Origin of the sequence: Qipengyuania qiaonensis, from assembly GCF_019711515.1 — a bacterium.
Taxonomy (GTDB): domain Bacteria; phylum Pseudomonadota; class Alphaproteobacteria; order Sphingomonadales; family Sphingomonadaceae; genus Qipengyuania; species Qipengyuania qiaonensis.
This window is the reverse complement of the sequence record NZ_JAIGNO010000002.1, coordinates 91,295-109,696: the sequence shown is the minus strand read 5'-3', so window position 1 is coordinate 109,696 and position 18,402 is coordinate 91,295. Positions and strand designations below refer to the sequence as shown.

General features: G+C 62.7%; 13 protein-coding genes. 6 read left to right on the top strand and 7 right to left on the bottom strand.

Annotated features, from left to right (window positions below; translation table 11 throughout):
• Positions 1-30 precede the first annotated feature (30 nt).
• The gene (locus tag K3174_RS03440; RefSeq protein WP_221555531.1) at positions 31-777 is read left to right on the top strand and encodes a CPBP family glutamic-type intramembrane protease; all 747 of its coding nucleotides are present in this window, start codon (positions 31-33) and stop codon (positions 775-777) included.
• A gap of 1 nt (position 778) precedes the next feature.
• Here K3174_RS03440 and K3174_RS03435 read toward each other — a convergent pair whose 3' ends face one another.
• The 3 genes from K3174_RS03435 to K3174_RS03425 form a co-directional block, all read right to left on the bottom strand.
• A complete protein-coding gene (locus tag K3174_RS03435) occupies positions 779-1,126 on the bottom strand; it encodes a heavy metal-binding domain-containing protein (protein ID WP_247711865.1) in 348 nt (115 codons plus the stop codon).
• Positions 1,127-1,182: 56 nt separating this feature from the next.
• The gene (locus tag K3174_RS03430) at positions 1,183-1,419 is read right to left on the bottom strand and encodes a DUF2312 domain-containing protein (RefSeq protein WP_050601763.1); all 237 of its coding nucleotides are present in this window, start codon (positions 1,417-1,419) and stop codon (positions 1,183-1,185) included.
• 78 nt (positions 1,420-1,497) lie between these two features.
• Positions 1,498-1,812 carry a DUF1244 domain-containing protein gene (locus K3174_RS03425; protein WP_221555522.1) on the bottom strand — a complete coding sequence of 105 codons (315 nt, stop codon included), beginning with the start codon at positions 1,810-1,812 and terminating at the stop codon, positions 1,498-1,500.
• Positions 1,813-1,861: 49 nt separating this feature from the next.
• On the opposite strand from K3174_RS03425, the gene pyk reads away from it, so the two are divergent.
• Positions 1,862-3,328 carry a pyruvate kinase gene (gene pyk / locus K3174_RS03420; RefSeq protein WP_221555521.1) on the top strand — a complete coding sequence of 489 codons (1,467 nt, stop codon included), beginning with the start codon at positions 1,862-1,864 and terminating at the stop codon, positions 3,326-3,328.
• On the opposite strand, the gene gltX is transcribed toward pyk, so the two are convergent.
• The 4 genes from gltX to rpoB all read right to left on the bottom strand — a co-directional run bounded on the left by gltX (position 3,325) and on the right by rpoB (position 15,846).
• A complete protein-coding gene (gene gltX / locus K3174_RS03415) occupies positions 3,325-4,668 on the bottom strand; it encodes a glutamate--tRNA ligase (protein WP_221555520.1) in 1,344 nt (447 codons plus the stop codon). The two genes, pyk and gltX, sit on opposite strands and share 4 nt — an antisense overlap.
• Positions 4,669-4,708: 40 nt before the next feature.
• Positions 4,709-7,081: a putative bifunctional diguanylate cyclase/phosphodiesterase gene (locus K3174_RS03410; RefSeq protein WP_221555518.1), complete on the bottom strand. Its 2,373-nt coding sequence runs from the start codon at positions 7,079-7,081 to the stop codon at positions 4,709-4,711.
• Between the two features lie 174 nt (positions 7,082-7,255).
• Positions 7,256-11,581, bottom strand: a complete 4,326-nt coding sequence (gene rpoC, locus K3174_RS03405; RefSeq protein WP_221555517.1) for a DNA-directed RNA polymerase subunit beta' — start codon at positions 11,579-11,581, stop codon at positions 7,256-7,258.
• 59 nt (positions 11,582-11,640) lie between these two features.
• Positions 11,641-15,846: a DNA-directed RNA polymerase subunit beta gene (gene rpoB / locus K3174_RS03400; protein WP_221555516.1), complete on the bottom strand. Its 4,206-nt coding sequence runs from the start codon at positions 15,844-15,846 to the stop codon at positions 11,641-11,643.
• Positions 15,847-16,304: 458 nt separating this feature from the next.
• On the opposite strand from rpoB, the gene K3174_RS03395 reads away from it, so the two are divergent.
• From K3174_RS03395 to rplL, 4 genes are all read left to right on the top strand, one after another.
• Positions 16,305-16,550, top strand: coding sequence for a hypothetical protein (locus K3174_RS03395; protein WP_221555514.1), 246 nt, complete (start codon positions 16,305-16,307; stop codon positions 16,548-16,550).
• A gap of 153 nt (positions 16,551-16,703) precedes the next feature.
• Positions 16,704-16,970, top strand: a complete 267-nt coding sequence (locus K3174_RS03390; protein ID WP_221555513.1) for a hypothetical protein — start codon at positions 16,704-16,706, stop codon at positions 16,968-16,970.
• Positions 16,971-17,297: 327 nt separating this feature from the next.
• Complete coding sequence (gene rplJ / locus K3174_RS03385; protein WP_221555512.1) at positions 17,298-17,813, top strand: 50S ribosomal protein L10; 516 nt, start codon at positions 17,298-17,300, stop codon at positions 17,811-17,813.
• A gap of 82 nt (positions 17,814-17,895) precedes the next feature.
• The gene (gene rplL / locus K3174_RS03380; protein ID WP_221555511.1) at positions 17,896-18,276 is read left to right on the top strand and encodes a 50S ribosomal protein L7/L12; all 381 of its coding nucleotides are present in this window, start codon (positions 17,896-17,898) and stop codon (positions 18,274-18,276) included.
• Positions 18,277-18,402: the final 126 nt, after the last annotated feature.

Genomic DNA, 18,402 nt, shown 5'->3' with positions numbered 1-18,402 from the left:
TCAGAGATTCTCGGGGGTCGCCTTAGCCGCATGACTGTTGCAACGACAAGCCTTGCGCCCGCGAATTCGACGCGCGGCGAATGGGCCCGCTTCGGTGCCTTTCTGATACGACCGGTGCTGCCCGACCGGGCCGAGCCATTCCGGCTGTCCCATGCCGTTCCGGTTATGCGGCTGCTGCTGCTCGATCTGCTCGTCATGGGCCTGCTCCTGTCGATAGCGGGATTGGCCATGTTGAGCGGCATCGACATCCCGGAAACAGCCCTGGCCGGAATGGAAATGGGCGCGATGCTGGTGGTGTTCGCCGTGCTCGTCGCGCCCATCACGGAAGAAGCGATGTTTCGCGGATGGGTGTCCGGCAGGCCGGGACATGTGCTGGCGGTGCTGATCCTCGGCGCTGCCGCGCTGGTCATGACGAGCGATCTCACCCGGTCGGAGGCGGAGGTCAACTGGAAGGCGATCGCGGTCGCCGGGACGGCACTGGTCGGTGCGATCCTGGCCGTTATCCTGCTGCGCAACCGAGGAGCGATGGGCTGGTTCCAGCGCCTGTTTCCGCTGTTTTTCTGGATCAGCTGCGCGCTGTTTGCCGCCATCCACCTGCTCAACTTCGCCGAAGCCGAGTGGTGGACGATCCTGCCGCTGGTGCTGCCGCAATTCAGCGTGGGCATGATGCTCGGCTATTTGCGCGTGAACTATGGCCTGTGGAGCAGCATGCTGCTCCACATCCTGCACAACGGCGCCTTCATCTCGCTAGTCCTGCTGGCGACCGGAGCGAAGTAGCTCAGATCTTGACGGCCGTTCCGCTGGCCGAGACCATCAGCATCGATCCGGTATCGCCGATCACTTCGTAGTCGAGGTCGATACCGACCACGGCATTGCCGCCCAGCGCCCCGCATTCGGCCTGCAATTCCTGAATCGCCTGCTCGCGCGCATCGCGCAGGATCCGTTCGTAGCTGCCCGACCGCCCACCGACGATATCGCGGATATTGGCAAAGAGATCGCGAAACAGGTTCGCGCCGACGATCACCTCTCCAGTGACGATGCCGAGATAGCCCTGAATCGGCCGCCCTTCGATGGTCGGGGTGGTCGTAACGATGATCCCGCGGGCGTCTTTCCAGGGGCCTGCCATATCCTCAATCTCCTCATTTCAGGTGTATTAGCAAGATAGGGCACGCTCGCCTGGAATCAACCCATGCCGAGTGCGGCCTTGTAGGTGTCGAGAATGGTTTCCTGCTCGCTGCGCTCGTCCGGCTTCATCTTCCGCAGGCGAATGATCTGGCGCATGATCTTGGTGTCGTAACCCACCGCCTTCGACTCGGCATAGACGTCGCGAATGTCGTCGGCGATGCCCTTCTTTTCTTCCTCGAGGCGTTCGATGCGCTCGATCAGCAGGCGCAGGCGGTCGTCGGTGGCTTCTGCCATCTTGTTTCACTCCAGAATATGAGAATCGGTTGGCGGCTCGATAGCCAGCATGCCGTTCCGGGTGAAGGCGGCGACTCGCTACTCCACGCGATTTTTCGCCACGCTGGTTTCCATGCGCTTCAACTGCTCGTCGGTCGCAGGCGTCTGACGGGTCGCCTTCCATTCGTCCTGCGGCATGCCGTGGATGAGTTCGCGCGCAGCCATCTTGTCGCCTTCGAAGCCTGCATCGCGGATCCAGTCGGCCAGGCAGTTGCGGCAGAACCCGGCGAGTCCCATCAGATCGATGTTCTGCGCATCGTGGCGGTGCTGCAGGTGCCGCACCAGCCGCCGGAAAGCCTGCGCCGCTACACCGTCGGGAAGATTATCCAGCGGATCGGGAGCATTCGTAGTCATGTTTCTATCGTCCTTGCTTTGTCGCATGGCGCTGCCATAGGCGCATTCCATGGTCACTTCCGCCCCCAAGCTCGATCCGCGCGGCCGCAAGGTCAAGATCCTCGCTACCGTCGGCCCCGCCAGCCGTTCTCCCGAAATGCTCGCTCGCCTGTTCAAGGCCGGGGTCGATGCCTTCCGCGTGAATATGAGCCATGGCGAACATGCGGATCATGCAAAGACCATCGAATGTATCCGCGCGCTGGAAAAGCAGTTCATGCGCCCCATCGCGATCCTGGCCGATCTGCAGGGTCCCAAACTGCGCGTGGGCAAGTTCAAGGACGGGCAGGCGGTGATCCGCCATTCGGGCCATTTCACGCTCGATCGCAACCCGGAGCCGGGCGATGAAACGCGTGTGGAGCTGCCGCATCCCGAGTTGTTCGGGCTGCTCCAAAAAGGTCAGCGGCTGTTGATCAACGATGGCAAGATCCGACTCAAGGTGATCCGCGCCGACGAAAACGAAATCCTCTGCTCGGCCGAAGTCGGCGGGGTGATTTCGGACCGCAAGGGCGTCAACGTCCCCGATGCCGAAGTGCCGATCCCCGCGCTGACCGACAAGGACCGCAAGGATCTGGCCTTTGCCGTCGCGCAGGGCGTCGACTGGATCGGCCTCAGCTTCGTACAGCGCCCCGAGGATCTTGCCGAAGCGCGACGGCTGATGGGCGGATACGGAGCGCTGTGCGCCAAGATCGAAAAGCCGATGGCCGTGCGCCGGCTCGACGAGATCATCGACATGAGCGACGGCATCATGGTCGCCCGCGGCGACCTCGGCGTCGAGCTGGAGCCGCAGGAAGTCCCGCCGCTGCAGAAGCGGATCGTCAATGCCACGCGTCTGAAGGGCAAGCCGGTGATCGTGGCGACGCAGATGCTCGAAAGCATGATCGAAAGCCCTGCCCCGACGCGCGCCGAAGTGTCCGACGTGGCCAATGCGGTTTACGATGGCGCCGACGCGGTCATGCTCTCGGCCGAAACCGCTGCGGGCGACTGGCCCGAGGAAGCGGTCACGATCATGCACAAGATCGCACGCCAGGTCGAAGCCGACGAGGCCTATCTGGAGCGCGTCCGCTTGCTCGAAACGCCGCCCGACCGGACGACGGCCGACGCACTGGCGCACGCCTGCATGACCGTGGCCGACACGGTGCCGGTCAGTGCGATTACCGTCTTCACAGGCTCCGGCTCGACGGCCCGGCGCGTCGCCCGCGAACGCCCCAACGTGCCGATGCTGGTGCTCACGCCGAGCATGAACACCGCACGCCGCCTCGGCCTGCTATGGGGGGCCCATGCCGTGGCGACCAAGGACATCGGCAGTTTCGAGGAGATGATCGCCAAGGGCAAACGCATGGCTTTGCGCCATGGTTTCGGCCAGGCCGGCAGCAAGCTGATCGCGCTGGCCGGCGTTCCCTTCGGCACACCGGGATCGACCAATCTGCTCCACGTCGTCACCGTCAGCGGAGACGAGCTGGAGAAACACGAAGGCTAGGACTGGCCGAGCAAGCGCGCCCGCGCTTCATCCTTGCCGATGAGGGGTAACAATTCGCCCATGTCGGGCCCATGGTCCATTCCCGTCAGCGCCTGACGGAGCGGGAGGAACAGGGCCTTGCCCTTGCGCCCGGTCGCCTCTTTGAGCCGACCGGTCAGGGCCGTCCATGGATCGTCGCCCCATTCGAGCAGGCCTGCAGCCTCGGCAAGATAGTCGCGATCCTCGGCCGAAAAATCCGGCTGTTCGATCGGACCGGTAACGAGCCGCCACCAGTCTGCTGCCTCGGGCACGTGCGACAGATTCGGTCGGATCGCATGCCAGCCGGCTTCGTCCATGCCCACCGGCAGGCGATCCGCGACCTCGGCAAAATCCATCTGATGGACGATGGCGGCGTTGATCCGTTCAAGCTCGGTATCCTCGAACCGCGCAGGAGCGCGACCGAATGTCGTCAGGTCGAATGTTTCGAGCAGGGCGGCGCGGTCGGCAATGGGTTCCACCGGCAGCGACGTGCCGAGCCGCGCCAGCAGCGCAACGATGGCCGAGGGTTCGATCCCGCGTTCGCGAAAGGCGTCGCAGCCGAGGGAGCCGAGCCTTTTCGAAAGCTTGCCCTCCTTCCCGACCAACAGGGCTTCATGTGCGAAAGCCGGAATTTGCTGCGCATTATGCTGCGCAGCAATCAATGCGGTAAACATCTGGATTTGCACGGCAGTATTGCTGACATGGTCTTCGCCCCGGAGCACGTGGGTGACGCCCATGTCGAGGTCGTCCACAGCGCTCGGCAACATATAGAGCCAGCTATTATCCGCCCGACGGACTACGGGATCGGACAGTTGTGCCGGATCGAATTTCTGCGTTCCGCGGACGCCGTCGTCCCAACCGATCTGCTCGTCGTGGTCGAGCTTGAAACGCCAGTGCGGCGCGATCCCGTCGGCTTCCTTTGCAGCGCGGTCTTCATCGCTCAACTCCAGCGCACCGCGATCGTATATCGGGGGCAGTCCACGGCCGAGCCTGATCTTGCGCTTGAGTTCGAGCTCTTGCTGCGTTTCGTAACAGGGATAGACGCGCCCCGCATCCCGCAGCGCCTCGAAGGCGCGATCGTATTTGGCGAGGCGTTCGGACTGGCGCTCCTCGTCATCCGGCACCATGCCGAGCCACGCGAGATCGGTGCGGATCGCCTCGACATATTCCTCGCGGCTACGCTCCGCATCGGTATCGTCGATCCGCAGCAGGAAGGTGCCGCCGTGCTTGCGGGCGAGCATCCAGTTGTGCAGCGCCGTGCGGATATTCCCGACGTGAAGCCGCCCGGTGGGCGATGGTGCGAAACGGGTGACAGTGGTCATGCCCGGGCCGATAGCCGAGCTAGACCTGCTTGGCGAGAGGTCAGCCGGCCTGTCTCGGGCGGTTCTTCATCGCGGCTTCGCGAGCCTTGCGATAGTCGAGAATTCCGCTCGCCTCGCCGCTCCGCATCGCTGCGCTGATGGCAGCGGGCGTGGCGAAATGTTCGCCGGGGGCCGGTTCGCAGATGAGATAGCCCTGCGCTTCCTGGCAACCGAGCTTGCGGAGGAGATCGAGCTGGGCACGGGTCTCGACCCCTTCCGCCGTGGTGGCCATGCCCAATGCATCGGCAAGACGGGTGATACTGGACACGATTGCCTGATTGTCGGCCGAATCTTCCACCCCTTCGACGAAATCCTTGTCGATCTTGATCCGGTCGAAGGGGAAACGGCGTAGATAGCTGAGCGACGAATAGCCGATACCGAAATCGTCGAGTGCGATCCTGACGCCCAATTGACGCAGCTTTTGCAGATTGCCCATACTGAGCGGACTTTCCTGCATCAGCACATGCTCCGTAATCTCGAACTCGACGCGTTCCGGCGCAATGCCATGGGCGTGGATGGCCTGCGCGACGATGGCCACGAGATGCGGGCTGCGTACCTGCGTCGGCGACAGGTTGATCGCGATCCGGAAATCGCCCGCCCATTTCGCGGTTTCCGCGAAGGCCTGCCGGATCGACCATTCGCCGATCGGGACGATCAGGCCCGTTTCTTCGGCCACTTCGAGGAAGTCGGCCGGTCTGATTATTCCGCGCCGTGGATGATACCAGCGCAGCAACGCTTCGTACCCGACGACCGCGCCCGAATCGAGATCGATCACCGGTTGGTAGTGGAGATTGAGCTGACCGCGCGCGATCACTTCGCGAAGGTCCATCTCGATTTCGCGCCTCTCCCGCTCCGCACGGTCGATGGCCTGGTCGTAGAGCGCGAGCGTATCGCGCCCCTTTCGCTTGGCCGCGAACAGGGCGAGGTCGGCGCGGCGCATGAGTTCCTCGGCATCGCAATTGCCCTCGGAGCATTTCGCGATCCCGACACTGCCGGAAATGCGATAGACCTGTCCGTCGATCTCGAACGGATCGCGGATCACCGACAGGAAACGATGCGCGCGTTCGATGAGCATGCCTGCCCCCGCACGCGTTTCGATCAGGATTGCGAATTCGTCCCCACCGAGCCGGGCGACCAGATCGTGTCCGCGCACCGCCTGTTCGATCCGCGTACCGACTTCGCGCAGAAGCCTGTCGCCCATCAAATGTCCGCGGGTATCGTTGACCGCCTTGAAATCGTCCAGATCGAGATAGAACAGCGCCACGTTGCGCGCCCGCTCGCCCTGCGCGAGTGCCGCACGCAGCCGATCGTTGAAAAGGTAGCGGTTGGCGAGCCCGGTGAGGTTGTCGTAATGCGCCATGAAGGCGACGCGTTCCTCGATGATCCGGTCGTTCGTGACGTCACGGGCTACGCCGCTCATCCGGCCATCGCTGCGCGGCCGTGCGGACAATTTCCAGAAGCGCACCTCCCCATCGACCCTCAGTTTGAGTACCAGGTCGTGAAAGCGGCTGCGTTCCATCAGATGCCGCGCAAGCCGGTCCCGGTCTTCTCCCTTGGCGAACATGCCGATCAAGGGCGATGCCTCGAGTTCTTCGACCGGCCGGCCGGCCGCCGTGGCGAAGCGCGCCGTGACTTCCCGCAGGTTGCCGCACGGCCCCACGGTCCAGAGCCAGTCGGAGGAATGCTCTTCGTAATCGTTCAGCAGCAGACGCACCGTGCCGGCCGCCTCGCGACGGCTGATCTCGGCGCTCGCCCCGCCGACAATCTGTCTTTCCTGCTCGCGGGTCGAACCCAGCAGAGCAATGACGAAGAAGGCCAGCAGGATGAGAGCGGGCCAGCCCGCACCGCCCGTCTGGATCAGGATGGCCGCGGTAATCGATATCGCCATGGCGACGATATGGAAGATTGCCGCCTTTGGCGCCGTTCGATGGACCAGCAAAACGCCGCACAGCACGGCGATGGCGACGACCGCGAGAAGCACCGCATCCATTCCGGTTGCCACGGTTGCAAGATAGGGAAAGATCGCCGCCCAGATAAGCGATCCGAGCCATTGCAGAGCAATGAAGCGGCGCCAGTGCCTTTGCAGCTCGGCAAGCGATGGATCCTCCCGGTCGAGACTGCGGTCGAAAACAACGTAAACAGCCAGTTGCATAAGCTGGGCTGCGGCCCAGCCGAGCAGAATTGCGAGGGGGACCTGTTCCCGAAACGCATAGACCAGCGCGGCAATCGATCCGAGCGCAGGGAGCAGGGACAATGTCGCCCCGGTCGTGAAATCCCTCAGCCTGCGGGTCAGCAGCAACAGCTCGATCGCTGCCGCTCCGCCCGCCGGTCCGGCAGGTTCAGGCACCTCGGCGTCGGGCTCATCTACTGCCACCAATTTCCCCGCATCGCGGCCACGTTCCCCTGCGCACGCGAGACTTAACGTGCGCCTGCCGCGCCCCGCCGTCAAGCAAACACGTACAGGAGGCCTTGCGACGGCCACCAATGAAAAGGCCCCGCCGGAGCTATCCGGCGGGGCCCATTCCGTTCGGTCGATGGCCGAAGCGGCTTATTCGCCGTCCTTCGCGTCCTCGTTCAGGTAGTCGCCCGCATCGGCATCGGTGCCGTGGGTTTCACCTTCCATGGCCGCCAGCGGATCGTCGCCAATCGCCGCTTCGCGGCCCTGGGCGAGCTCGGCTTCGTGCTCTTCCTCGGCGGTGTTGGCAGCGATGATCGCCTCCTGCGCCTTCTTCCACTGGGCCCGCAGAGCAGCATCGCGGCTCGATGCAGTGATGCGCATCCGGTTCATGCCCGCGCCGGTGCCGGCGGGGATGAGACGGCCGACGATCACGTTCTCCTTGAGGCCGACCAGCGTGTCCTTCTTACCCTCGACCGCGGCCTGGGTGAGGACGCGCGTGGTTTCCTGGAACGAGGCGGCCGAGATGAACGAACGCGTCTGCAGGCTGGCCTTGGTGATACCCAGCAGGATCGGCGTGCCGACAGCGGGCTGCTTGCCCTTGCCGAGCCTGGCGTTGGTCTCGTTCAGCTCTTCCAGATCGACCTGTTCGCCGGGCAGCAGCACGGTGTCGCCACCGTCGGTGATCTCGACCTTCTGCAGCATCTGGCGAACGATCACCTCGATGTGCTTGTCGTTGATCTTCACGCCCTGCAAGCGATAGACTTCCTGGATCTCGTTGACGAGATACTCGGCCAGCGCCTCGACGCCCAGCACTTCGAGGATGTCGTGCGGGTTGGGCGAGCCGGAGATGAGCGTATCGCCCTTCTTCACATGGTCGCCTTCCTGCACGTCGATCACCTTGGTCTTGGGGATCAGGTACTCGACTGCATCGCCTTCCTCGGGCACGATCGCGATCTTGCGTTTCGCCTTGTATTCGCGAACGAATTCGATCTTGCCCGAAATCTTGGCGATGACCGCATTGTCCTTCGGCAGGCGTGCTTCGAACAGTTCGGCCACCCGCGGCAGACCGCCGGTGATGTCGCGCGTCTTCGCGGCTTCGCGCGAGGCACGGGCAAGGATGTCGCCCGCCTCGACCTGCTGACCGTCATCCACCGACAGCACGGTGCCCGGCGCCAGCATGTAGCGCGCGGCCTCGCTCTCGTCGCCGGCATCGTTGAACAGCGTCAGGCGCGGACGCAGATCGTCCTTCTTGCGGCCGGTCGTGCGCATTTCGGTGACGACACGCTGGGCGATACCGGTGGCATCGTCGACGCGCTCTTCCATCGTCGTACCGTCGACGAGGTCCTGATACTTCACGACACCCGACTGTTCGGTGATGATCGGCAGGCTGAACGGATCCCATTCCGCCAGACGATCGCCTTCCTTCACCTTGGCGCCATCCTTGTGCATCAGCACGGTACCGTAAGGTACCTTGTGGATCTCGCGCTCGCGGCCTTCGGCGTCGATCACCGCCAGCTCGCCATTGCGGGCGAGCGAGAGGATCCGACCCTTCTTGTCGGTGATGGTCGGCATGTCGCGATAGACGACCTTGCCGTCCGACACGGATTCGAGGTGCGAGGTTTCGTTGAGCTGTGCGGCGCCGCCGATGTGGAAGGTACGCATGGTGAGCTGCGTGCCGGGCTCACCGATCGACTGCGCGGCGATGACGCCGACAGCTTCACCGATATTCACCGGCGTACCGCGAGCCAGGTCACGGCCGTAGCAGGTGGCGCAGACGCCCTGCTGGGCTTCGCAGACCAGCGGCGAACGGATCTTGGCGACCTGCACTTCGGCTTCCTCGATGACCTTGATCATCGGTTCGTCGAGCAGCGTGCCCGCCGGTGCGATCACTTCGCCGGTGGCGGCATTGACGATATCCTCGGCCACGGTGCGGCCCAGGATGCGTTCGCCGAGCGATGCGATAACCGAACCGCCCTGCACGATCGCACGCATTTCCAGCGCGTTCTCGGTCTTGCAGTCCTCTTCGATGATGACGCAATCCTGCGACACGTCGACGAGGCGGCGGGTCAGGTAACCCGAGTTTGCCGTCTTCAACGCCGTATCCGCGAGGCCCTTACGGGCGCCGTGGGTCGAGTTGAAGTATTCGAGGACGTTGAGGCCTTCCTTGAAGTTCGAGATGATCGGGTTCTCGATGATCTCGCCCGACGGCTTGGCCATCAGGCCGCGCATGCCAGCGAGCTGCTTCATCTGCGCCGGCGAACCACGGGCCCCCGAGTGCGACATCATGTAGATCGAGTTGATCTCGGCCTGGAGCCCGTCCTTGTCGATCGGGCGCGCCTTGATCTTTTCCATCATCGCGTCGGCCACCTGGTCGCCGCAACGGCTCCAGGCGTCGATCACCTTGTTGTACTTTTCCTGCTGGGTGATCAGGCCGTCCTGATACTGCTGCTCGTAATCGGCAACCATGTTCTTGGTCGCCTCGACCAGTTCGATCTTCTCTTCGGGGATGATCATGTCGTCCTTGCCGAAAGAGATGCCGGCCTTGAACGCGTGACGGAAGCCCAGCGCCATGATGGCGTCGGCGAACAGCACGGTGTCCTTCTGGCCGGTGTGGCGATAGACCTCGTCGATGACGTCGGCGATGTCCTTCTTGGTCAGCAGGCGGTTGACGATGTCGAAAGGAACCTTGTGGTTCTTCGGCAGGCATTCGCCGATCAGCATACGCCCGGCCGTGGTCTCGAAGCGCTGCATCGAGATATTGCCCGCCTCATCGGCCTGCGGAACGCGGGCGAGGATCTTGGTATGCAGCGAGACCTGCTTGGTTTCGAGCGCCTGGTGCACCTCGGCCATGTCCGAGAACATCTGCAGCTTCTCGACCTTGTTGCCGTCCGAATCCTCGGCGAATTCGGGCTTCTTCTCCTGCCGCTCCATCGAGAGGTAGTAGAGGCCCAGCACCATGTCCTGCGAAGGCACGATGATCGGCTTGCCGTTGGCGGGCGAGAGGATGTTGTTGGTCGACATCATCAGGACGCGCGCTTCCAGCTGCGCCTCGAGGCTCAGCGGGACGTGAACGGCCATCTGGTCGCCGTCGAAGTCGGCGTTGAAGGCGGCGCAGACCAGCGGGTGGAGCTGGATCGCCTTGCCCTCGATCAGGACCGGCTCGAACGCCTGGATGCCGAGGCGGTGGAGCGTCGGGGCGCGGTTGAGGAGAACCGGGTGCTCGCGAATGACTTCGTCGAGGATGTCCCAGACTTCCTTGCGTTCCTTCTCGACCCACTTCTTCGCCTGCTTGAGCGTCATGGAGAGGCCCTTGGCGTCGAGGCGGGCGTAGATGAACGGCTTGAACAGTTCGAGCGCCATCTTCTTCGGCAGGCCGCACTGGTGCAGCTTGAGTTCCGGTCCGGTCACGATGACCGAACGGCCCGAATAGTCGACGCGCTTGCCGAGCAGGTTCTGGCGGAAGCGGCCCTGCTTGCCCTTGAGCATATCGCTGAGCGACTTGAGCGGACGCTTGTTGGCGCCGGTGATCACGCGACCGCGGCGGCCATTGTCGAACAGCGCATCGACCGCTTCCTGCAGCATGCGCTTTTCGTTGCGGACGATGATGTCCGGCGCGCGCAGCTCCATCAGGCGCTTCAAGCGGTTGTTGCGGTTTATCACGCGGCGATAGAGGTCGTTGAGGTCCGACGTCGCGAAACGGCCGCCGTCGAGCGGCACCAGCGGGCGCAGTTCGGGCGGAATGACCGGCACGACTTCGAGGATCATCCATTCGGGACGGTTGCCCGATTCGATGAAGCTTTCGACGACCTTGAGGCGCTTGATGATCTTGGCGGGCTTGAGCTTTGATTTCGTGGTCGCGAGCTCTTCCAGCAGGTCCTCTTTCTCCTGTTCGAGATCGAGATCCATCAGCATGAACTTGACCGCTTCGGCACCGATACCGGCGCTGAAGCTGTCTTCGCCGTATTCGTCCTGCGCTTCGAGCAGCTCGTCTTCGGTAAGGAGCTGGAACTTCTCCAGCGGCGTCAGGCCGGGCTCGGTGACGATGTAGCTTTCGAAATAGAGTACGCGCTCAAGCTGCTTGAGCTGCATGTCGAGCAGCAGGCCGATGCGCGAAGGCAGGCTCTTGAGGAACCAGATATGCGCAACCGGCGCGGCCAGTTCGATGTGGCCCATGCGCTCGCGGCGGACCTTGGTCACGGTCACCTCGACGCCGCACTTTTCGCAGACGACGCCCTTGTACTTCATGCGCTTGTACTTGCCGCACAGGCATTCGTAGTCCTTCACCGGACCGAAGATGCGCGCGCAGAACAACCCGTCACGCTCGGGCTTGAACGTGCGGTAGTTGATCGTCTCGGGCTTCTTGATCTCGCCGAACGACCACGAGCGGATGCGCTCGGGGCTGGCGATGCCGATCTGGATCTCGTCAAACGTCTCGGGCTTGGCGAGCTGGTTGGTGAATTTGGTCAGTTCGTTCATGACTTAATTCCCTAAGGGGTATTTCTGATGGGCGGAAAGCGGAGGGGGCGCGGAGCCCCCTATTCCGCCGCTATCGCGAGGCCGTCGTCGTCCTCGTCGTCGGCCAGCGACTTGAGTTCGACATTGAGGCCCAGGCTGCGCATTTCCTTGACGAGCACGTTGAAGCTCTCCGGAATGCCCGCCTCGAAGGTGTCGTCACCCTTGACGATCGCTTCGTAGACCTTGGTACGGCCGATCACGTCGTCCGACTTCACGGTGAGGATTTCCTGCAGCGTGTAAGCGGCGCCGTAGGCCTGGAGCGCCCAGACCTCCATTTCACCGAAGCGCTGGCCGCCGAACTGGGCCTTACCGCCCAGCGGCTGCTGGGTAACGAGGCTGTAGGGGCCGATCGAACGGGCGTGGATCTTGTCGTCGACGAGGTGGTGCAGCTTGAGCATGTAGATGATGCCCACGGTTACCTTGCGGTCGAAGGCTTCACCCGTGCGCCCGTCGAACAGGACCGACTGGCCCGAGCTGTCGAGACCCGCCTTTTCGAGTTCGACCGTCACATCGCCTTCGCGTGCACCGTCGAACACCGGCGTACCCATCGGCACGCCCGCGGTCAGGTTGCCTGCAAGCTCGACCACTTCGGCGGTCGAACGGCTGTCGATCGCGTCGTAATACTGCTCGCCATAGACGTCCTTCAGGCGCTCGATAACGGCTTCGGGCGGCTTGGCCGCGGCATAGTCTTCCGAAGCGTTCGGGTTTGCGCGCTTCCACTCTTCGAGCTGCTCGCCGATCTGGTGGCCCAGATTGCGGGCCGCCATGCCGAGATGCGTTTCGAAGATCTGTCCGACGTTCATGCGCGAAGGCACGCCCAGCGGGTTGAGGACGATGTCGACCGGCGTCCCGTCTTCGAGGAACGGCATGTCCTCGACCGGCAGGATGCGGCTGATGACACCCTTGTTTCCATGACGTCCGGCCATCTTGTCGCCCGGCTGCAGCTTGCGCTTCACCGCAACGAAGACCTTGACCATCTTGAGCACGCCCGGGGCGAGTTCGTCACCACGTTCGAGCTTTTCCTTACGGTCTTCGAACTTCTCTTCGATGAACTTCACGGCTTCGTCGTATTGCGACTTGACCGCTTCGAGCTGCGCCTGACGGCCATCGTCGGCCACCGCGAACTTGAACCATTCGTGGCGCTCGACCTCGTCCAGCACTTCTTCGGTGATTTCCGAACCCTTCTTGACGCCCTTCGGCGCTGCTGAAGCCGTCTGACCGACAAGCATGTCGCGCAGGCGGTTATAGGTCGCACGGTTGAGAATGGCGCGTTCGTCGTTCGAGTCCTTGCGGAGGCGTTCGATTTCCTCGTTCTGGATCGCCCGCGTACGGTCGTCGATCTCGATACCGTGGCGATTGAAGACGCGAACCTCGACCACCGTACCGGCCACACCCGGCGGCAGGCGGAGCGAAGTGTCGCGCACGTCGCTGGCCTTTTCGCCGAAGATGGCGCGCAGGAGTTTTTCTTCCGGCGTCATCGGGCTTTCGCCCTTGGGCGTGATCTTGCCACACAGGATATCGCCCGGATGCACTTCGGCGCCGATATAGACGATGCCCGCCTCGTCGAGGTTGCGCAGGGCTTCCTCGCCGACATTGGGAATGTCGCGGGTGATGTCTTCGGGGCCGAGCTTCGTGTCCCGGGCCATGACTTCGAATTCCTCGATATGGATCGAGGTGAAGACGTCGTCCTTCACGATACGCTCGGAGATGAGGATCGAGTCCTCATAGTTGTAGCCGTTCCAAGGCATGAAGGCGACGAGGCTGTTGCGGCCCAGAGCCAGCTCGCCCAGATCGGTCGAAGGACCGTCGGCGATGATGTCGCCCGGTTCGACCGTTTCACCCACCTTCACCAGCGGGCGCTGGTTGATGCAGGTGTCCTGGTTCGAACGCTGGAACTTCTGCAGCGTGTAGATGTCGACGCCCGACTGGCCGGGTTCGACATCGCCGATCGCACGGATGACGATACGCGTCGCATCGACCTGGTCGACGATGCCGCCGCGGGTCGCCGCGATGGCCGCGCCGCTGTCGCGCGCAACGGTTTCTTCCATGCCGGTGCCGACCCAGGGCGCTTCGGCCTTGACCAGCGGCACCGCCTGGCGCTGCATGTTCGAGCCCATTAGCGCGCGGTTGGCGTCATCGTTTTCCAGGAACGGGATTAGCGACGCGGCGACCGAGACGAGCTGCTTGGGGCTGACGTCCATCAGGGTGATAGTTTCGCGCGGCGCCATAAGGTTGTCGCCATCGTGACGCGCCGAAACAAGTTCCTCGACGAAGGAGCCGTCTTCGGTAAGCTCGGCCGAAGCCTGCGCGACGGTGTGCTTCTGCTCTTCCATCGCAGACAGGTAGACGACCTCGTCGGTGACCTTGTTGTCCGCAACCTTGCGATACGGCGTTTCGATGAAGCCGTATTTGTTGACGCGCGCAAAGGTCGACAGCGAGTTGATGAGGCCGATATTCGGGCCTTCCGGCGTTTCGATCGGGCAGATGCGGCCATAGTGCGTCGGGTGAACGTCGCGCACTTCGAAGCCCGCACGTTCGCGCGTCAGACCACCCGGGCCAAGTGCCGAAACGCGGCGCTTGTGGGTGACTTCCGACAGCGGGTTGGTCTGGTCCATGAACTGCGAGAGCTGCGAGGAACCGAAGAACTCGCGCACCGCAGCCACGGCGGGCTTCGCATTGATCAGGTCGTTCGGCATGACGGTCGATACGTCGACGCTGCTCATGCGCTCCTTCACAGCGCGCTCCATCCGCAGCAGGCCGACGCGGTACTGATTCTCCAGCAGCTCGCCGACCGAGCGGACGCGGCGGTTGCCGAGATTGTCGATATCGTCGACTTCGCCCTTGCCGTCCTTCAGGTCGACCAGTTCCTTGACCACGGCGAGGATGTCTTCCTTGCGCAGCGTGGTGACCGTGTCTTCCGCATCGAGTTCGAGGCGCATGTTCAGCTTCACGCGACCGACAGCCGAGAGGTCGTAACGCTCGCCGTCGAAGAACAGGCCTTCGAACAAGGCTTCGGCGGTTTCCTTGGTCGGCGGCTCGCCCGGGCGCATCACCTTGTAAATGGCCTCAAGGCCCTCGTCGCGGTTCTCGGCCTTGTCGACCTGGAGCGTGTTGCGCATCCACGGACCGGTGTTGACGTGATCGATGTCGAGCAGGTCCATCGCATCGATGCCGGCAGCGTCGAGCACTTCGAGATTCTCGGCCGAAACCTCGTCACCCGCTTCGATGTAGATGCGGCCGGTCTTCTCGTCGATCATGTCGCGCGAAGCGTAGCGGCCGAAGATTTCCTCGGTCGGCAGCAGCAGCGTTTCAAGCCCGTCCTTGGCTGCTTTGTTGGCGGCGCGAGGCGAGATCTTCTGACCGGCAGGAAAGACTTCCTCGCCCGTCTTGGCATCGATCAGCGGGAAGGCCGGCTTCTGGCCGCGCCACTGTTCCGCAACGAAGGGGATATTCCAGCCTTCGCCCTTCTTGCCGGTCGCCCGCTTCCAGGTGACGGTCTTGTAGAAGTGGTTGAGGATGTCTTCGCTGTCGAGGCCGAGCGCGAACAGCAGTGCCGTGACCGGCAGCTTGCGCTTGCGGTCGATACGGACATTGACGATGTCCTTGGCGTCGAATTCGAAATCGAGCCACGAACCGCGATACGGAATGATGCGGGCGGCGAAGAGCAGCTTGCCCGAAGAGTGCGTTTTGCCGCGGTCATGATCGAACAGCACACCCGGCGAGCGGTGCATCTGCGAAACGATCACGCGCTCGGTCCCGTTGATGATGAAGGTACCATTGCCCGTCATCAGGGGCATGTCGCCCATATAGACGTCCTGCTCCTTGATATCGAGCACCGAACGGGTTTCGGTTTCCTGATCGACCTCGAACACGATCAGGCGCAGCGTGACCTTCATCGGGGCGGCATAGGTAATGCCGCGCTGGCGACATTCGACGATGTCGTATTTGGGCGCTTCGAGTTCGTAATGGACGAAATCCAGTTCGGCGGTACCGGCGAAATCGCGGATCGGGAACACGCTGCGCAGCGTCTTCTCGAGGCCGGAGACGTAGCCCGTCTCCTTGTTCGAGCGCAGGAACTGCTCATAGCTCTCGCGCTGGACCTCGATCAGGTTCGGCATGTCGACCACTTCGTGGATGTCGCCGAAGATCTTGCGGATACGACGCTTTGCCGTGCCCTGTGCGTTCGCGCCCCGGGTTTTCTTCGGAGCCTTCGCCTTGGTAGCCATAAGGGGTAAGTACCTCTTCTCGTGTGCGCCGGACGCTGCCCCGTCATCCGGGCGAGCAGCCTCTCGGTATTCCTGTCTCATGCACGTGAGATCCATGACCGGGACGCGAAAAGGCCGCAACGTCTTGCGCACCGGTTCCGGCGGCCTGTTGCAGCTTCTCTAGCGTCGCGATTATGGAAACGCCGCTTCCATCCTGTATCCGATCCCCGCGCATGAATCGGACTCGCTCGAAGCGTGCGGTCGACAGGGCATGTAGGAATTGGGCACCCCGCTGTCAAACGGGTATTCGCACGATATGGCAGAGCCAGCCGCCTGCTCGTCAATTCATCGACTCTCCGGCGATTTGGATCGCCCGACAGTGCAAAAAATATGACCGGATGCAGAATATCTCTTTTCGGCGGACGAAATGTGGCTATTTTAAGGCTACGCCAATCACGGCGTTACAGGAACATTATCACATGAAGAAGATCGCTCTCGTCGCCGCCCTTCCCTTCGCTCTGACCCTCGCCGCCTGCGGTGAACAGGCCGCCGAAGAAGCTCCGGCTGAAGAAATGGCTCCGGCTGAAACCATGACCGAAGAAGCTCCGATGGTCGAAGAAACCCCGGCTGTCGACCCGATGGCCGAAGAAGGTGCGATGATGGACGACACCGCCACCGCCACCGAAGAAGCTCCGGCTGCCGAAGAAACCACTCCGGCCGAATAATCGATCAGCCGTCCGCGCGTGACGCGCGGAACGGTTCGAAAAGCGAGAGGCTCGCCCCATGCGGGGCGGGCCTTTTTCTTGCTCATAGCAGCTCTCGGAACGTACGATAATCGTGGCCGTTTCATGGCAATGCTCTCGAAAGGAGATACTGACATGACGAAGTTCGCCATGATTATCGCTCTGCCCATTGCCTTGTCGGTGGCGGCCTGCGGCGATTCGATCGATGGTACCGACACCGCCGATCTCGAAGCCGATGCCGTCGAACCGATGGATCAGGGGATGACCGACCCGGTCGAAACCCCGGAACCGATGATGACGGGAACCGAAACCGAAACCGGCACGATGGATGACGGTATGACCGCCGAGCCGGCCGACGGCACCGCCACTGATCCTATGGCAACCGACCCGGCCACCGAGTAATTACGCCGGCGATGGACCGCAGAGCTGGTTCCGCTTGACAGAATCGCTCAAATCCTTAGAGGCCCGCCACCGAACGGCGACCTTTTCGGTTTGCCCGTTCATCCGTCCGAGACAGTTGGTGACCGGAATATGCCGGTCTTAATTTCCAGCCTAGACGGGGACAGAGATTTCCGGCGATGTTGTGCATCGTCGTTTCGCGCCGCTCTCCATTTCGAATGGTGGCGCACTCCTTCCCCATCAACGGACTCGCCCGTGTCGATTTCTCGGCATGGACAAACGTAGCCGGTCGTCCGCCGCAAGCAGGCGGCCATAGTGAAGGAGTATGGCATGGATCGTTCGCAGAAAGCCGATGCGGTCGCCCAGCTCAGCGAAGTCTTCGCCCAGTCCGGCGTGGTGGTCGTCACCCGCAATCTGGGGCTCACGGTGGACCAGTCCACCGAACTGCGTACGAAGATGCGCGAAGCCGGTGCGTCCTACAAGGTTGCGAAGAACCGTCTCGCCAAGCTCGCCCTGAAGGACACCGACTACGCAGGTCTCGACGAGTACCTGTCCGGTCCGACCGCCCTCGGTTATTCCGAGGATCCGGTTGCTGCGGCCAAGGCCGTGGTGGAGTTCGCCAAGACCACCGACAAGATCGAAATCGTCGGCGGTTCGATGGGCGCAACGAAGCTCGACGAAGCAGGGGTCAAGGCACTCGCCTCGATGCCGAGCCTCGACGAACTTCGGGCGAAGATCGTGGGTCTCGTCAACGCCCCGGCAACCAAGGTTGCCCAGGTCGTCAACGCACCCGCAGCCAAGCTCGCCCGTGTCTTCGGTGCCTATGGCGCCAAGGAAGCCGCGTAAGAGCTGGTTCGACGCACGAACACATATTCATCGGGGCAGACCCAACCGGGGCACCCCGGCCTTATATTTGGAGTGAAACATCATGGCCGATATCGCCAAGCTTGTTGAAGAACTGTCGAAGCTGACCGTCATGGAAGCCGCTGAGCTTGCCAAGGCGCTCGAAGAAGAGTGGGGCGTTAGCGCCGCCGCTGCCGTTGCCGTTGCCGGCCCCGCCGCCGGTGGTGGCGACGCTGGTGCCGCAGCCGAAGAAAAGGACGAATTCGATGTCGTCCTGACCGGCGACGGTGGCAAGAAGATCCAGGTGATCAAGGAAGTCCGCGCCATCACCGGCCTGGGCCTCTCGGAAGCCAAGGCTCTCGTCGAAGGCGCGCCCAAGCCGATCAAGGAAGGCGTCAACAAGGCGGAAGCAGAAGAAATCAAGGGCAAGATCGAAGCAGCCGGCGGTACCGTCGAACTCAAGTAAGCCCCTGTCTCCGCACATGCGGGGATCGGTTTGCGCTTCGATCTCGTTCGCGAGATCAGACGAAGGGCGGTACCGCAAGGTGCCGCCCTTTTTCGTCGCCTGTGCCCTCGGCAGAGCGAGAGTGTG

What these genes read in the sequence shown, in the direction of transcription:
- K3174_RS03440 (WP_221555531.1), top strand. Translation starts at nt 31, where the DNA reads ATGACTGTTGCAACGACAAGCCTTGCGCCCGCGAATTCGACGCGCGGC.
- K3174_RS03435 (WP_247711865.1), bottom strand. Translation starts at nt 1,126, where the DNA reads ATGGCAGGCCCCTGGAAAGACGCCCGCGGGATCATCGTTACGACCACC.
- K3174_RS03430 (WP_050601763.1), bottom strand. Translation starts at nt 1,419, where the DNA reads ATGGCAGAAGCCACCGACGACCGCCTGCGCCTGCTGATCGAGCGCATC.
- K3174_RS03425 (WP_221555522.1), bottom strand. Translation starts at nt 1,812, where the DNA reads ATGACTACGAATGCTCCCGATCCGCTGGATAATCTTCCCGACGGTGTA.
- pyk (WP_221555521.1), top strand. Translation starts at nt 1,862, where the DNA reads ATGGTCACTTCCGCCCCCAAGCTCGATCCGCGCGGCCGCAAGGTCAAG.
- gltX (WP_221555520.1), bottom strand. Translation starts at nt 4,668, where the DNA reads ATGACCACTGTCACCCGTTTCGCACCATCGCCCACCGGGCGGCTTCAC.
- rpoC (WP_221555517.1), bottom strand. Translation starts at nt 11,581, where the DNA reads ATGAACGAACTGACCAAATTCACCAACCAGCTCGCCAAGCCCGAGACG.
- rpoB (WP_221555516.1), bottom strand. Translation starts at nt 15,846, where the DNA reads ATGGCTACCAAGGCGAAGGCTCCGAAGAAAACCCGGGGCGCGAACGCA.
- K3174_RS03395 (WP_221555514.1), top strand. Translation starts at nt 16,305, where the DNA reads ATGAAGAAGATCGCTCTCGTCGCCGCCCTTCCCTTCGCTCTGACCCTC.
- K3174_RS03390 (WP_221555513.1), top strand. Translation starts at nt 16,704, where the DNA reads ATGACGAAGTTCGCCATGATTATCGCTCTGCCCATTGCCTTGTCGGTG.
- rplJ (WP_221555512.1), top strand. Translation starts at nt 17,298, where the DNA reads ATGGATCGTTCGCAGAAAGCCGATGCGGTCGCCCAGCTCAGCGAAGTC.
- rplL (WP_221555511.1), top strand. Translation starts at nt 17,896, where the DNA reads ATGGCCGATATCGCCAAGCTTGTTGAAGAACTGTCGAAGCTGACCGTC.